General features: G+C 66.8%; 14 protein-coding genes and 1 pseudogene. 9 read left to right on the forward strand and 6 right to left on the reverse strand.

Annotation, left to right across the window (positions count from 1 at the left end; all coding sequences use genetic code 11):
- Positions 1-352 (reverse strand): annotated as a pseudogene (locus tag AC1DJN_RS06575) (lytic transglycosylase domain-containing protein); the annotation flags it as partial.
- Between the two features lie 46 nt (positions 353-398).
- Positions 399-1,367 (reverse strand): helix-turn-helix transcriptional regulator, encoded by a 969-nt coding sequence (locus AC1DJN_RS06580; protein WP_248149605.1) that lies wholly within the window; start codon positions 1,365-1,367, stop codon positions 399-401.
- An 80-nt stretch (positions 1,368-1,447) separates the two neighbouring features.
- Here AC1DJN_RS06580 and AC1DJN_RS06585 point away from each other — a divergent pair, with 80 nt between their 5' ends.
- Entirely contained in the window at positions 1,448-2,068 is a 621-nt protein-coding gene (locus AC1DJN_RS06585; protein ID WP_032975694.1) for a glutathione S-transferase family protein, read from the forward strand.
- Positions 2,069-2,228: 160 nt separating this feature from the next.
- Complete coding sequence (gene miaB / locus AC1DJN_RS06590) at positions 2,229-3,647, forward strand: tRNA (N6-isopentenyl adenosine(37)-C2)-methylthiotransferase MiaB (RefSeq protein WP_032975693.1); 1,419 nt, start codon at positions 2,229-2,231, stop codon at positions 3,645-3,647.
- 165 nt (positions 3,648-3,812) lie between these two features.
- Here the strand turns inward: miaB and AC1DJN_RS06595 are convergent, their stop codons facing one another.
- The 3 genes from AC1DJN_RS06595 to AC1DJN_RS06605 are packed head-to-tail and all read right to left on the reverse strand — an operon-like array spanning position 3,813 to position 6,822.
- Positions 3,813-4,925, reverse strand: a complete 1,113-nt coding sequence (locus AC1DJN_RS06595) for an ABC transporter permease (RefSeq protein ID WP_032975692.1) — start codon at positions 4,923-4,925, stop codon at positions 3,813-3,815.
- On the reverse strand, positions 4,922-5,845 hold the full coding sequence (locus tag AC1DJN_RS06600) for an ABC transporter ATP-binding protein (RefSeq protein WP_032975691.1): 924 nt from the start codon (positions 5,843-5,845) through the stop codon (positions 4,922-4,924). Before AC1DJN_RS06600 ends, AC1DJN_RS06595 begins: the two co-directional genes overlap by 4 nt.
- Positions 5,846-5,865: 20 nt before the next feature.
- Positions 5,866-6,822 (reverse strand): HlyD family secretion protein, encoded by a 957-nt coding sequence (locus AC1DJN_RS06605; RefSeq protein ID WP_032975689.1) that lies wholly within the window; start codon positions 6,820-6,822, stop codon positions 5,866-5,868.
- Positions 6,823-7,186: 364 nt separating this feature from the next.
- On the opposite strand from AC1DJN_RS06605, the gene AC1DJN_RS06610 reads away from it, so the two are divergent.
- The 7 genes from AC1DJN_RS06610 (at position 7,187) to AC1DJN_RS06640 (ending at position 13,511) form a co-directional block, all read left to right on the forward strand.
- Positions 7,187-8,170 carry a PhoH family protein gene (locus AC1DJN_RS06610; protein WP_478039010.1) on the forward strand — a complete coding sequence of 328 codons (984 nt, stop codon included), beginning with the start codon at positions 7,187-7,189 and terminating at the stop codon, positions 8,168-8,170.
- Between the two features lie 38 nt (positions 8,171-8,208).
- Complete coding sequence (locus tag AC1DJN_RS06615; RefSeq protein ID WP_478039011.1) at positions 8,209-9,075, forward strand: hypothetical protein; 867 nt, start codon at positions 8,209-8,211, stop codon at positions 9,073-9,075.
- A gap of 56 nt (positions 9,076-9,131) precedes the next feature.
- Positions 9,132-9,617 (forward strand): rRNA maturation RNase YbeY, encoded by a 486-nt coding sequence (gene ybeY, locus AC1DJN_RS06620; RefSeq protein WP_032975687.1) that lies wholly within the window; start codon positions 9,132-9,134, stop codon positions 9,615-9,617.
- 117 nt (positions 9,618-9,734) lie between these two features.
- Positions 9,735-10,286 carry a hypothetical protein gene (locus AC1DJN_RS06625; protein WP_032975686.1) on the forward strand — a complete coding sequence of 184 codons (552 nt, stop codon included), beginning with the start codon at positions 9,735-9,737 and terminating at the stop codon, positions 10,284-10,286.
- 64 nt (positions 10,287-10,350) lie between these two features.
- Positions 10,351-11,232: an HlyC/CorC family transporter gene (locus AC1DJN_RS06630; protein WP_032975685.1), complete on the forward strand. Its 882-nt coding sequence runs from the start codon at positions 10,351-10,353 to the stop codon at positions 11,230-11,232.
- A complete protein-coding gene (locus tag AC1DJN_RS06635) occupies positions 11,229-12,470 on the forward strand; it encodes a lipoprotein N-acyltransferase Lnb domain-containing protein (protein WP_442251043.1) in 1,242 nt (413 codons plus the stop codon). Before AC1DJN_RS06630 ends, AC1DJN_RS06635 begins: the two co-directional genes overlap by 4 nt.
- A gap of 6 nt (positions 12,471-12,476) precedes the next feature.
- The gene (locus AC1DJN_RS06640) at positions 12,477-13,511 is read left to right on the forward strand and encodes a magnesium and cobalt transport protein CorA (protein WP_478039012.1); all 1,035 of its coding nucleotides are present in this window, start codon (positions 12,477-12,479) and stop codon (positions 13,509-13,511) included.
- An 88-nt stretch (positions 13,512-13,599) separates the two neighbouring features.
- On the opposite strand, the gene AC1DJN_RS06645 is transcribed toward AC1DJN_RS06640, so the two are convergent.
- Positions 13,600-14,964 (reverse strand): NAD-dependent succinate-semialdehyde dehydrogenase, encoded by a 1,365-nt coding sequence (locus AC1DJN_RS06645; RefSeq protein WP_117309949.1) that lies wholly within the window; start codon positions 14,962-14,964, stop codon positions 13,600-13,602.
- Between the last annotated feature and the right edge of the window lie 63 nt (positions 14,965-15,027).

The raw sequence follows: 15,027 nt of genomic DNA on the forward strand, positions 1-15,027 counted from the left end.
CGCGTGGACTGGCCGGCGTAGAGGTCGTTGCGGGTGYCGGGGTCGCTGCGACAGCGGGACTGGCCGCAGCGGCGGCGACCGCGACCGGATTACGCTCGGCGCTGGCCACCACTGCAGCAGGTGCCGCAGGTGCTGGTAGCAGCGCCGGCGCCGGCGTGGCAACGGGAGCGCGCGCTGCCCTGCCCGCGCTGCGGGTGTAGCTGATGGTGCTGCATTGGGCACCGGCCACCCGCTTGCTGACATAGCTGGTGACACCGTCGGCGCCGAGGCACTTGTACAGGGTACCGGCGCTGGCCGGCGCAGCGGTCAGCGCAGCGATGATGATCGCCGTTATCCCCAGTCTCCCCTTCATGGCCGCGAGTGTCCCAGCTTCGCTGCGGCTTGCCAAGGGCGCCGGCTCAGACCGTGACGGCGGGCACGGCCAGGACCTGGCCAAGCCCGGCCAGGCGCTGGGCCAGCTCCTCGCGCAGCTCGGCCGGCGTGGTCCACACCGCCACCGGCAGGCGATCCAGGCTGAGGATCTGCGCCAGCATCATGCCGCGGCTCTCCGCGCCCATCCGCAACAGGCAGTGTTCTGGCCCGTCGGCCTCCAGCACACCGCACCAGGGCGGAATGCGCCCGGTCAGCTCCGCTTCGCTGCCGGCCAGGCGCAGGACGGCCTGCAGCGCGAACGGCGCCTGGCTGACCGCCTGCCGCACCATCACATCCGGTGGCGCCGGAGTGCGCCGATGCAGGCCAGGCTCTGGCAGCGAACGCACTGCGCCCATCCGGTCCACGCGCAGCGTGCGCCAGTCCTGCCGCCCCAGGTCCCAGGCCAGCAGATACCAGCGCCGTCCGTAGTTGACCAGGTGCTGGGCCTCGACTTCGCGTTGCGTCACCGCGTCCTGCGCGCTGCGGTATTCGAAGGCCAGCCGCGCGGCCTGCCGGCAATGCTGGGCCAGTCGCCCGAGCAGGCGCGCGTCGGTGGACGGCAGGTCGGACAGGGTTGCGGTGGCGGCATGTACTTCGCCGGCCTGCTGGCGGCGACGCGCGGGCACCAGCGGGTCGAGCTTGGACAGCAGGCCGCGTGCGGTGTCGTCGATGCCGGACACCGTGGCCGACGCCGCGCGCAGGGCAATCGCCAGTGTGGTGGCCTCCTCCTCATCCAGCAGCATCGGCAGCACCGGCGCACCGGCGCCCAGCCGGTAGCCGCCACCTACACCGGCCGAGGCCTGTACCGGATACCCCAGCTCACGCAGGCGCTCGACATCGCGACGGATGCTGCGCCGGTCCACGCCCATGCGCTCGGCCAGCTCGGCGCCGGACCAGTGACGGCGGGCCTGCAGCAGGGAAATCAGGCGAAGCAGGCGATGGGCGGTATGGCGCATGACGGATCGCGGACAGAAGTCGTCCGCAATTGTGCCCCAGCATGGGCCCCACTTCACCACCACCTGCAGGGAGCAATGCCATGACGTCACGCCAGATCACCCTCTACCACGCCGCCCGTTCACGCTCGAGCGGCGCTGTCGCCCTGCTCGAAGCGCTGGGCGCCGACTACCGCATGCAGGTGCTGGACCTGAAGGCCGGTGCCAACCTGGCCCCGGCCTATCTGGCTATCAACCCGATGGGCAAGGTGCCGGCCATCGTCCACAACGGCGCCCTGGTGACCGAGCAGGTGGCGATCTACCTGTACCTGGCCGACCTGTACCCGGAAGCCGGGCTGGCACCGCCGATCGGCGACACCCTGCGCGGCCCTTACCTGCGCTGGATGGCCTTCTATGGCGCCTGTTTCGAGCCGGCGATGATCGACCGGGCGATGCGCCGCGATCCGCCGCCGCATGCGATGTCGCCCTATAACGATGCCGATACGGTGCTGCAGGTGATCGAAGCGCAGCTCACGCAGGGACCGTACCTGCTGGGCGAGGTGATGAGTGCGGCCGACGTGCTGTGGGGCAATGCGCTGGCATGGACCAGTGCGTTCGGCCTGGTGCAGCCAGCACCGGCGACGGCCGCCTACATCGATCGAATGAGCGCGATGACCGCGTTTGATCGTTCGCGGCAGATCGATGCGGAGCTGATCGCGGCGTGAGGGCACCCGGCCCGGCGCTACCGAACGGGACGGGATGCAGGCAGCGCGGGGCCATGCCCCGCGAGCGCCCAGTGCGGCGCCGCTGGCGTTGCGCCGGGCGCACGCCCTGGGATGCGGGTAGAATCGCCCCCTTTCCCGCCACCCGAATGGATTAAGCGCCATGACCGGGACGCCAGACGTCTTTCCGCCCGCCGCCCAGGGCGGCACTCCGCTCGTTGCCCTGCCCTCTGGTCCGCGCAAGCCCGACCAGGTGAAGGGCAAGCTGTACATCAAGACCCACGGTTGCCAGATGAACGAGTACGACTCGGCCAAGATGGCCGACGTGCTCGCCGCCAGCGATGGTCTGGAACTGACCGATCGCCCGGAAGACGCCGACGTCATCCTGGTCAACACCTGCTCGATCCGCGAAAAGGCGCAGGAGAAGGTGTTCAGCCAGCTGGGCATCTGGAAGAGCCTGAAGAACCAGGGCCGCGAGGTCATCATCGGCGTAGGCGGTTGCGTGGCGTCGCAGGAAGGCGAGGCGATCATCAAGCGTGCGCCGTTCGTCGACCTGGTGTTCGGCCCGCAGACGCTGCACCGCCTGCCGGAACTGATCCGCGCCCGTCGCGAGCAGCAGCGCCCGCAGGTGGACATCAGCTTCCCGGAAATCGAGAAGTTCGATCGCATGCCCGAACCGCGTGCCGATGGCGCATCGGCGTTCGTGTCGATCATGGAAGGCTGCTCCAAGTACTGTTCGTTCTGCGTGGTGCCCTACACGCGTGGTACCGAAGTCAGCCGCCCGTTCGAAGACGTGGTGGTGGAAGTGGCACAGCTTGCGGCACAGGGCGTGCGCGAGATCAACCTGCTCGGCCAGAACGTCAACGCCTACCGTGGCCCCTATGGTGACGGCGAGCTCGCCGACCTCGGCCTGCTGATCCGCACCATCGCCGAGATCGACGGCATCGGTCGCATCCGCTTCACCACCTCGCATCCACTGGAGTTCAGCGATTCGTTGATCGACGCGTTCCGCGACGTGCCGCAGCTGGCCAACTTCCTGCACCTGCCGGTGCAGGCAGGCAGCGACCGCGTGCTGTCGGCGATGAAGCGCGGTTACACCTCGCTGGAATTCAAGTCGAAGATCCGCAAGCTGCGTGCGGTGCGCCCCGATATCTCGATCAGTTCGGACTTCATCGTCGGTTTTCCCGGCGAGACCGATGCTGATTTCGAGAAGACCATGAAGCTGATCGAGGATATCGGCTTCGACCACAGCTTCTCCTTCATCTATTCGCGTCGCCCGGGCACGCCGGCTGCAGACCTGGAAGACACGATCAGCGACGCGGAAAAGCATGCGCGCCTGTCGCGGCTGCAGGAACGGATCAACGCGCATGCCGCGCAGATCTCCGAAAAGATGGTCGGCAGCGTACAGACCGTGCTGGTGGAAGGCCCTTCGCGCAAGAACCCCAACGAGCTGACCGGCAAGACCGAGAACATGCGTTCGGTGAACTTCCCGGCGCACCCGCGCCTGATCGGCCAGTTCGTGGACGTGGTGATCACCGAAGCGATGACCAACTCACTGCGCGGGCGCGTGGTGACGGAATAAGGTGTGCCGACCAACGGTCGGCACCCACCGGAATTGATGCCGGCCAGCGGTCGGCACCCACCGAGGGATTGAGGTGTGCCGACCAACGGTCGGCACCCACCGCAATTGATGCCGGCCAGCGGTCGGCACCTCCCGGGGTGGATGCCGACCGTTGGTCGGCGTGCTTCAATCCAGGCGTTTGCGGAAGCGCAGGATGGCCAGGGTCATCATCGCCACGATGAACACCAGCAGTGCCAGCGCGTCCGGCCACAGCTCCCACAGCGAAGCCCCGCGCAGCATGATGCCGCGTACCAGGCGCAGGAAATGGGTCAGCGGCAATACTTCAGCCAGCCACTGCACCGGCCGGGGCATGCCGGCGAACGGGAACATGAAGCCCGACAACAGGATGGAGGGCAGAAACAGGAACAGGGTCATCTGCATGGCCTGGAACTGCGAACGCGCCCGGGTTGAAATCAACAGGCCCAGCGCCAGGTTGGCCAGCACCAGCAGCACGGCGGCCAGATAGACATCCAGCAGGCTGCCGCGGATCGGGACCTCGAACAACCACGTGCCCAGCAGCAGCACCAGGGTGGTCTGCAGCAGACCGATCGCTGCGTATGGCAATACCTTGCCGACCATCAGTTCGCTGCGCGATACCGGCGTGGCGATCAGCAGCTCCATGTTGCCGCGTTCGCGCTCGCGTACCACCGCCACTGCAGTGAACATCACCAGGGTCATGGTCAGGATCACCCCGATCAGGCCGGGCACGATGTTCACCGCTGACCGTCGTTGCGGATTGTAGAAGCTGATGACGCTTACCGGCCCGCTGGCAATACTGCCCTCGCGCAGCGGCCGCGTGTTGCTGGTCGGGCGCGTGTCCAGCGGTACCTGCGCCAACTGGATCGCCGCACTCTGCACCACCGTGTCGCTGCCGTCGACCAGCACCTGCACCGCCTCGCGGCCTTCGTAGCGGCGTCGTTCGAAATCGGCGGGAATCACGATGCCCACGCTGATCCGGCCCCGTCGCAACGCCTCCATCAGCTGGTCGGGCGTATAGGCCTGTGCGCGCGGGGCGATCACACCGGTGGCAACCATGTCCTGCACCAGCGCGCGAGAAGCCGCACTGTTGACCTGGTCGGCGATGCCTGCATCCAGGTGCCGCAGGTTGAGGTTGATCGCATAGCCGAACAGCAGCAGCTGCATCACCGGGATGCCGATGATCATCGCCAGGGTGATCCGGTCGCGGCGCAGCTGGCGCAGCTCCTTGAGCATGATCGCCCACAGCCGTCGCAGGCTCATGCCGCCGGCTCCCGGCCGCGGCCACGGGTAGCGGAAACGAAGACGTCTTCCAGGTTGGGCGCCACCGGTTCGATGCTGGCCTGCGGATCGGCGGTGGCAAGGGCCTGCGCCAGCACGGCGGTATCGGCCGCGCCCTCACTGCACAGCATACGCAGCTCGGTGCCGATCTGCGCCACGCTGAGCACGCCCGGCAGCGCCGCCAGCGCGCGGCTGGCCTGCCGGGGCTGCGCAGTGGTGACGGCCAGGGTGCGACCCTGCAGCTGCGCGCACAGTTCGGCCGGCGTGCCATCGGCTACCAGGGCACCGCGATCAAGGATCGCCAGCCGGTGGCAGCGTTCGGCCTCGTCCATGTAATGGGTGGACACCAGCACCGTGGTGCCGGCATCGGCGAGTTCGAACAGCGCCTCCCAGAAATCGCGACGCGACTCGGGATCGACCGCACTGGTCGGCTCATCCAGGAACAGCAGTTCCGGCGCATGGATCACCGCACCGGCCAGCGCCAGCCGCTGCTTCTGCCCACCACTGAGGGTGCCGGCCAACTGCACCTGGCGGTCCTGCAGGCGATACTCCAGCAGCAGCGCATCGACCCGTTGCCGCGCCTGCGCGCGTGGCAGATCCTGGATGGCGGCAAGGAATTCCAGGTTCTCCCGCACCGACAGGTCTTCGTACAACGAAAAACGCTGGGTCATGTAGCCGATGCGGCGGCGCAACGCCTCGGCCTGCGCCGGGATCGCCAGGCCCAGCACGTCGATCTCGCCCGCGCTCGGCTCAAGCAGCCCGCACAGCATGCGGATGGTGGTCGATTTGCCCGAGCCGTTCGGGCCGAGGAAACCGTATACCTGCCCACGCGGCACCTGCAGATCGACGTTGTCCACCGCCAGCAGGTCGCCGAAACGGCGGCTCAGGCCCCGCGCACGCACGGCGATGTCATCGACCGGGTTCAGAAGCGCACCTGCACCGGCAGCCCGGCGGGCAGCGCCTGCATGTCGGCACTGTCGTCGATCTCGATCTCGGCCAGGTAGCTCAGCCGCGAGACGTCATCACCAGTCAACGCGTAATAGGGGGTAAAGGAAGGTTCGCTGCGGATCGACCGCACATGCCCTTTCAATACGGTATTCGCGCCGTCCAGCTGCACCAGCGCGGCCTGCCCGACCTTCACCTGCAGGCGCAACGGCTGCGGCAGGTACACGCGCGCATACGGCCGTTCGCCCACCAGCATCACCACCAACGGTGCACCGATCGGTGCCTGGTCGCCTTGCCTGTAGGGCAACGCATCGACCACGCCATCGCGCGGCGCGCGCAGCTGCAGCTTCTGCAGGTTGACGGCCTGCACGACCTCCTGTGCCTGTGTCGCCCTGGAGGCGGCCTGGCCCTGGGCGATGTCCTCACGACGGTTGCCGCGCTGCAGCTGCAGCCATGCCTGTTCGGCAGCACGCACGCTGGCCACGGCGTTGTCGGCGGCCGCGCGGGCCCGGTCCAGATCAGCGGCAGCCACCAACCGCTGACGGGCCAACGGTTGCACCCGGCGGTAGTAAGCGGTGGCTTCCGCCGCCTGCGCGCGCAGCGCGGTGAGCTGTGCCTGCGCCTGGGCGATCTGCTCCGGACGCGGGCCCACCTGCAGTTCCTCGAGCTGTGCCTGCGCGCGTGCCGTTTCGGCCTGTGCGGCGTCGAGCTGGGCTGCGCCACGGACAGGGTCCAGGCGCATCAGCAGCGCGCCCGCCTTGACCGCCTGCCCCTCGCGCACGTCAACGGTACTGATCACTTCAGCCGCCGGTGCGGGCACGCTGATCCGGTCCCATTCAAGCGTACCCAGTGCTGCTGGTGGTGCTTCGCCGCACCCCGCCAGCAGGCAGCTGCCCAGCAACCCCATCCTGCGCACCCACGTGCCCACGGCCATGCGCCACCTCCTGCGATGGCGCCACGGTGCCATGCTCCCTGTGCACCCGCAATGATCCAGATCAGCGCTGGCCAATAATTGATCAGCCGCTCCCAACGCCACTGCCGCAAGGCTCGCTGCCACCTATCCACAGGTTCGTGGCAACACCGTCCACACCGCATGTGGAAAACCCTGCAGGCACTGGCACAATTTTCACCACCGCATCATCTTCCTTGTGGCACAAGCACTGCGAAGGTCTATCCACAGGTTTCTTCGGCGCCGGTCCACACCCGGTGTGGAGAACTGTCGTCATGCCGGCTTGCGCGTTACCCTTGTCGTCCCTGACTCCATCGCGGTGGACGGCGACCCCGCCCCACCCCAAGCAATGAAAAGCATCGAGCATCGAGACTTCACCCTGTCGCCGGAAGACAACGCGCAGCTGGCCAACCTGTGCGGCCCGTTCGACGGCCACCTTCGCCAGATCGAACTGAAGCTTGGCGTGGAAATCGCCAACCGCGGCTTCGTGTTCCGCATCAGCGGCCCGGCCGAGGCCAGCGCCGAGGCGCAGAAACTGATCGAGGCGTTGTACGAAGAAGCCGCAGAGACCACCTTCGACAACCACGCCATTCACTTGCGGCTGAACGCGGCCAACATCGAACAGATCGCCGACCGCTCCTACGAAGCACAGGACGTGGCGATCAAGGTCAAGCGCGGAACCGTGCGCGGCCGGGGTTCCAACCAGAGCCGCTACCTGCACCAGATCGTCAGCCACGACATCAACTTCGGCATCGGCCCGGCCGGTACCGGCAAGACCTTCCTGGCCGTGGCAAGCGCGGTGGAAGCACTGAACGAATCGCGCGTGCAGCGCCTGATCCTGGTGCGTCCGGCGGTCGAGGCCGGCGAGAAGCTGGGCTTCCTGCCCGGCGACCTCAGCCAGAAGGTCGACCCGTACCTGCGCCCRCTGTACGACGCSCTGTAYGAAATGCTSGGCGTGGARAAGGTSSYCAAGCTGCTGGARAAGAACGTCATCGAGATCGCGCCGCTGGCCTAYATGCGCGGSCGCACGCTCAACGAYGCGTTCGTGATCCTGGACGAAGCGCAGAACACCACCATCGAACAGATGAAGATGTTCCTGACCCGTCTGGGCTTCGGTTCCACCGCCGTGGTCACCGGCGACCTGACCCAGACCGACCTGCCCAAGCATGTGAAGTCCGGCCTGCGCGATGCGATCGACGTGCTGCGCGACGTGGAGGGCGTCAGCTTCACCTTCTTCGAAGCCCGCGACGTGGTCCGCCACCCGCTGGTGGCGCGCATCGTCAGTGCCTACGACCGCCGCGACCTGCACCAGATTCAACCTGGAGCGGAATGACACTACACTCCGGGCTCCTGTGCACATAAGGACGTGTCATGGTTCGCCCGGGTCTGCTGCTGTCGTTGTGCCTGCTGGCCCTCGGGCCGGTCCCTGCACTCGCCTCTCCCCCGCCCGCCGCCGAAGCGCGGGCGTACGTTGAATCCAGTTATGTGATTGCTCCCTACCAGGTGGAGGATTTCACGCTGGTGCGCAGCAGTTACAACCCGGACGACAGATTGGCGGGGGCCGGATTCAGTTACCGCAGCCGCCTGAACCCGGAGGCGGCGATCAGTGTTTTCGTGTATCCGGCGGGCCGGTTGGACCCGCAGGTTGCCGTGGACCGCGGCATGCAGGCCTTGCAGGCGGACCTCAGGCAGGCGGTTGCGTCCGGCATCTACGCGGACCTGCAGGAGCTGGGACAGGAGCCCTTCCCGCTGTCGGCCGAAGCAGTTCCTGCGAAAGGTGCCAATGGCATCGACGCGGCGGTGATCCAGGCCATTGCCAAGGCAGAGCAGGTCCGAGGCGAGAAGCTGCGCCTGGGCCTGCTGCAGGTGTCCAGCAACCAGCCGCTGCATTCCAATGRCTATCTGTTCTATAAACAGCTGCATTTCTTCAAGCTGCGCATCTCGGCCAACCAGTCCGTCCTCCCACGCGAGGCATTCGATGTCCTCGCTGATCGCGCCACGCGCAGGCTGATTCCGGCACTGGAAGTGGCCAACGTAGGCGGCTGTGCCAACACTACCCTGTATGTGGATCCCGATGCAGCGCCGGAGCAGGGGGCAATCCAGTTGGCCAGACAGGTGACCCTGCAGAACGGCTACAACTGCCACGCATCGACCGGCAATGCCGATATCCAGGCGCGTGCGGCCAAGGCGTCGGTGATCGAAATCGCCTACGAAGCCGGCGACTGGAAGTCGCAGTGAACGGCGACACGCGCGATACTGTGACCTCCTGTTCGATCTGAAATGCCGGTGTTGCCATGACCAAGGGTCCCGTCCGCCTCGATGTAGCCGTCAACTACGCCCTGCCCCGTGCCGGGCTGCCCTCGGCCGTCAGCTTCCGCAAATGGGTGGCGGCTGCGCTGAAGGGCCGCATCCGCGAGGCCGACCTGGCCATCCGCGTGGTCGACAGCAAGGAAGGGCAGTCGTTGAACCGGCACTACCGGGGCAAGGACTACGCCACCAACGTGCTGAGCTTCCCGGCCGACGTGCCGGAGGGCCTGCCCAAGGGCGTCAAGTTCCCGCTGCTGGGCGACCTGGTGATCTGCGCACCGGTGGTGGCGCGTGAAGCCGGGGAGCAGGGCAAAGTGCTCAACGCCCACTACGCGCACCTGACCGTGCACGGCGTGCTGCACCTGCTCGGCTGGGACCACGAGGACGACAAGGAAGCCGAGGCGATGGAACAGCTGGAGCGCGAGATCCTGGCCGAGCTCGGCATCGACGACCCGTACGCGGGCGAGCGCTGAAACCGGGCCAGCCCCTGCGTGACCGAGCCCATGCTCGGGCGCAGTGGGCCATGCGCCCCGCAGAACCGACCAGAATGCAGCCGAGCATGGGCTCGGCTCTACCACGGAACCTCGCCTGTGCTGCTGCGTACTGCCCTGCCCCTGCTACTCGTTGCCTCCACCGCTTCCGCCGCGCCACTGGACCTCCCTGCGCTGATCGAATGCCGCCAGGGCGTGGCCGAGCACGCCGCGCTGGCACCGCTGCTGGCCGATCCGCTGAAGGCCGTGGCGCATGGCCTGCAGCCGCTGCCGCAGGGCAACCAGTTCATGAGCGAGTACCGCCTGGCCAGCCCGATCACCGTGTTCGGCCAGCAGACCGAGCGTGTGGCCGTGGCCGGCGCCAGCATCATGGCCGTGCTCGACCAGGCCGATCCGCGGCCGCTGGCCAAGCAGCTGGCCCTGGAGATCGGCTACGACCAGGACGGCAAGTTCATGGCCGGGCGCGAGCTGGTCAGCCGCGATGTGACGGACCCGAAGACCGGGGAGGCGCAGATCGAGTCGATCATCCTCAGCGTATCCACCGTCGCCAGCCACCCCGGCAGGACTCTGGCCGGCTGCACCTACAGCCTGGACCTGCCGGCCGAGGACGAGGGCCCGGCCGCCACCGCCCCGGCGGCCGACGGTCACTGACAGGCCCCCACATCCTGCTAGACTTGGGTCATCGCCCGGCCTGCCGGGTGCCTTTTTTCCAGAGATGTCAGAAGACGACAGTAGTAGCTCCTTCGTGGAGCACAGCGAAAAGAAGCGCGGCTGGCTYGAACGCCTGACGTCTGCTTTTTCCGGCGAACCCCACACCCGCGACGAGCTGGTCGCTGTCCTGCACACCGCGCAGGAAGAAGGGTTGATCGCCGCAGATACCCTGAAGATGATGGAAGGTGCCATTTCGGTGGCCGAGCTGACCGTGGGCGACGTGATGATCTCGCGTTCGCAGATGGTCTCGCTGCCGGTCGAGGCGCCCTTCCTGGAGTTGATGAAGCAGGTCGTCGAGTCCGGCCATTCGCGCTTTCCGGTGCATGGCGAGAACAAGGACGACATCCTTGGCGTGTTGCTGGCCAAGGACCTGCTGCGCGGCGTGGTTGCCGACAACGGTCCGGGCAACGTGCGTGAGCTGCTGCGCCCGGCGGTGCTGATTCCGGAAGCGAAGAAGCTCAACGTGCTGCTGAAGGAATTCCGCCTGTCGCGCAACCACATGGCGATCGTGGTGGACGAGTACGGCGGTGTCGCCGGCCTGGTCACCATCGAGGACGTGCTGGAGCAGATCGTCGGCGAGATCGACGACGAACACGACGAGGCCGAGGACTTCTCGGCGCAGATCGCCATCCAGGCCGATGGCCAGTACGTGGTGGATGCGCTCACGCCGATCGGCGATTTCAACGAGCGCTTCGGTGCCACCTTCTCCGATGAGGACTACGACACCATCGGTGGCCTGGTAACCGAAGCGGTGGGCCATCTGCCGGAAGTCGGTGACGAACTGGCGCTGGACCGCTTCATGTTCCGCGTAGCCCGCGCCGATGCGCGCCGGGTCCAGGCCTTCCATGTAACGGTGCTGGCACCGGACGCGCAGGACGACGCTTGAAGCACCGTGGCCTGATCCTGACGGTGTGGCTGGCACTTTGCGTGCTGGCCACGACCCTGCCACTGACCGCGTTCGCGCAGGCGGCGGCGCCGGTCGTTTCGACGGCCAGTGATGCCCCTGCCCCGCGCGTTGGTGTGGTCACCATGCAGCCCGGCACCGTGTTCTTCGAGCGCTTCGGCCACGATGCCATCGTCGTGCTGGACCCGGTGAGCGGCGAGGCGATCTCGTACAACTTCGGCTACTTCGATCCGTCCGAACAGGATTTCATCGGCCGCTTCGTGCGTGGCGACATGATGTATTACCTGGTGGCGCTGCCACTGCAGCAGGACCTGTCGTACTACGACGAGACCGGCCGCGGTGCCAGCGTGCAGTGGCTGGATATCACCCCTGACCAGGCACGCTCGCTGGCCGCCGACCTGGCCGAACGGGCCAAGCCGGAAAATGCGCGCTACCACTACGATTACTACACCGCCAACTGCGCGACGATGGTGCGCGACACGCTGGACAAGGCACTGGGCGGCGGCCTGCATTCACAGCTGTCGGGCCGTTCGCGTGGCAACACCTATCGCAGCGAGTCGGTACGCCTGGCGTCCCCGGCCCCGTGGATGTGGCTGGGCTTCGATATCGGCCTGGGTCCGTTTGCCGACCAACCGCTGTCGCGCTGGCAGGAAGCCTTCGTGCCGATGCGCCTGGCCGATGCCCTGCGGCAGGCCCGCAACAGCGACGGCCGCCCGCTGGTGCAGTCCGAGCAGGAACTGCTGCCGCACCGCATCGATCCCGAACCGAAGGAATTCGCGCGCCACTGGTGGCCGTGGCTGCTGTGTGGCCTGGTGATTGCGGTCGGCGTGCTGGCGCTACGCAGGCGTACGCGCCTGCTGGCCGGCCTGGCCTTGCCGCTGTGGCTGCTGTGCACCATCGCCGGTGGCCTGCTGGTGTTCCTGTGGGGCTTCAGCACGCACTACGCTGCCTGGGCCAACCGCAACCTGCTGCTGCTGTCGCCGCTGTGCGTGCTGCTGTTGCCGGGGGCGATCAGCCTGCTGCGGCGGCGCGTGCCCGGCCGCATGTTCAGGATCGTGCTGTGGCTGGTGGCGGTGCAGGCCGTGGCTGCCCTGGTGCTGCACTGGCTGAGCCTGCAGGCGCAGTACAACGTGCAGTGGATCGTGCTGCTGCTGCCGGTCCACGCGGCGCTGGCCTGGGCGCTGGGGCGCCGTCCTCACTTGTCGGAAACGCAGCACTGACGCACGATGGCGGGCATGTCATTGCCCGCCCCACTGCCCGCCCCTGCTGCCGCCTCCGCCGCAGCCAATCCCACCTGCGTCATCAACTGCGTCCACTACGATGACGACGGCAAACGCCACGACATCAGCCYGGATGCGATCAGCGATGTCATCGCCAGCAACAATGGTTTCGTCTGGGTCGGCCTGTACGATCCGAACGAAGATGTACTGCTGAAGCTGCAGGAAGAATTCTGCCTGCACGACCTGGCCGTCGAAGATGCGCGCAACGCGCACCAGCGCCCCAAGGTGGAGGCCTACGGCAACTCGTTGTTCGTGGTGGTGACCACCGCGCAGATGGTTGACGAGCGCATCCAGTACGGCGAGACCCACGCCTTCCTCGGCCCACGGTTCCTGGTGACCGTTCGCCATGGCGCCTCGCTCTCGTACGCACCGGTGCGCGCGCGCGTGGAGCGCGAACCACAGCTGCTGAAAATGGGCCCCTCGTACTGCCTGTACGCCGTGGCCGACTTCGTGGTCGACAATTACCTGCCCATCACCAACCGCTTCCGCGACACCCTGGAACTGCTGGAGAAGGACATCTTCGCCGACAGCTACAAGCGCAGCACGGTGGTGCGCCTGTATGAGCTCAAGCGCGAGTTGAACAAGATGCGGATGGCGGTGGCGCCTCTGCAGGATGTACTGGCACAGCTGCGCCGCTACCAGGGCGAGCTGTTCCCGGACGAAGTGAAGCTGTATATCCGCGACGTGCACGACCACGCGGTGCGCATCAGCGATGTCATCGATACGCTGCGCGAGATGCTGGGCACGGCCCTGAGCGTGAACCTGTCACTGGTGACGCTGGCCCAGGGGGAGACGGTGAAGCGGCTGGGTGCATGGGCCGCGCTGCTGGCCGCACCGACGCTGATCACCAGCTGGTATGGCATGAATTTCAGCCACATGCCGGAATTGAACCAGCCGTGGGCCTACCCGCTGATGATTGTCACTGTCGGTGGCATCTGCATTGGCCTGTACCGGCTGTTCAAGCGGGTGAAGTGGCTGTAGGACGATCGACCAACGGTCGATACCCACCGAACCGGTAGGCCACGACGGTCGACACCTGGCGTACCTGTCGTGGCGCATTGGGTGATCATCAAGCCACGTAGATGGTCTTGATGTTCATGAACTCATGGATGCCGTGGTCGGCCAGTTCACGGCCGAAACCTGACTCCTTGCTGCCGCCGAACGGCAACCGCGCATCGCTCTTGACGATGGCGTTGACGAAGGCCGCGCCGCATTCCATGCGCTGGGCGAAGGACTCGCCACGCACCGGGTCACGCGTCCACACGCTGCCGCCGAGGCCGAAGCGGGTGTCATTGGCCACGCGCAGCGCTTCGGATTCATCCTTGACCCGGATGACCGCAGCGACCGGCCCGAACAGTTCTTCGTCATAGGCGGGCATGCCCGGCCCCACCTGGTCGAGCACGCTGGCCGGGTAGCCCGCATGCGAACCGGCGATCGGTTCGCCGCCGATCAGCACCCGCGCGCCTTTGGCGACGCTGGCCTGCACCTGCTTGTGCAGTTCGTCGCGCAGATCGGCACGGGCCATCGGCGCCAGCGTGGTGCCGCGCTCGTTCGGGTCGCCGTACTGACGCTCGCCTGCGGCTTCGACGAAGCGCCGGGTGAATTCATCGGCCACCGCTTCAACCACGATGAAGCGCTTGGCGGCAATGCAGGTCTGGCCACTGTTGTCGAAGCGCGACTTCACCGCGGCGGCAACCGCCTTGTCCAGGTCGGCATCATCGAGCACCACGAAGGCGTCGCTGCCGCCCAGCTCCATCACCGACTTCTTCAACTGGCTGCCAGCATTGGACGCGATGGAGCGCCCTGCCCGCTCGCTGCCGGTCAGGGTGACTGCCTTCACCCGTGCATCGCGCAGTACGTCGGCAGCCTGGTCGTTGTCGATGTGCAGCACGTCGAACACACCGTCCGGCAGGCCACCATCGCGGCACACCGCCAGGATCAGGTCGGCGCACTGCGGCACGTTGCTGGCGTGCTTGAGCAGCGCCACGTTGCCGGCCATGAACGCCGGGGCCAGGAAGCGGAACACCTGCCAGATCGGGAAATTCCACGGCATCACCGCGAACACGCAGCCGATCGGTTCATAGCGCACGTAGCTGCGCTGGGCCTCGGTGTCGATCAGCTGCGGCTTCAGATAGTCGGCGGCATGGTCGGCATAGAACTCACAGGTGGTCGCGCACTTTTCCACTTCGGCCAGGGCCTCGGCCTTCAGCTTGCCCATCTCGCTGGTCATGGCCTGCTGCAGGTCATCGCGGCGCGAGCGCAGCTGGCCGGCAATCTGCTTGAGGATCGCCCCGCGATCCTGCAGCGAGCGCTCGGCCCAGCGTGGGAACGCCTCGGCTGCGGCCTGCAGGCGCTGCTCGATGGCAGCGGCATCCATCAGCTCATGGCGGTAGGTCACCTGGCCGGTGGCCGGGTTGATGATCTCGACGGTCATGGGGGGTCTCCATCAGGTAGACCCCCATTGTGCGCCGGCCGCCGTGAGCCGGATGTTGCCGGC

This window comes from Stenotrophomonas sp. 05L414_2 (genome assembly GCF_056397905.1).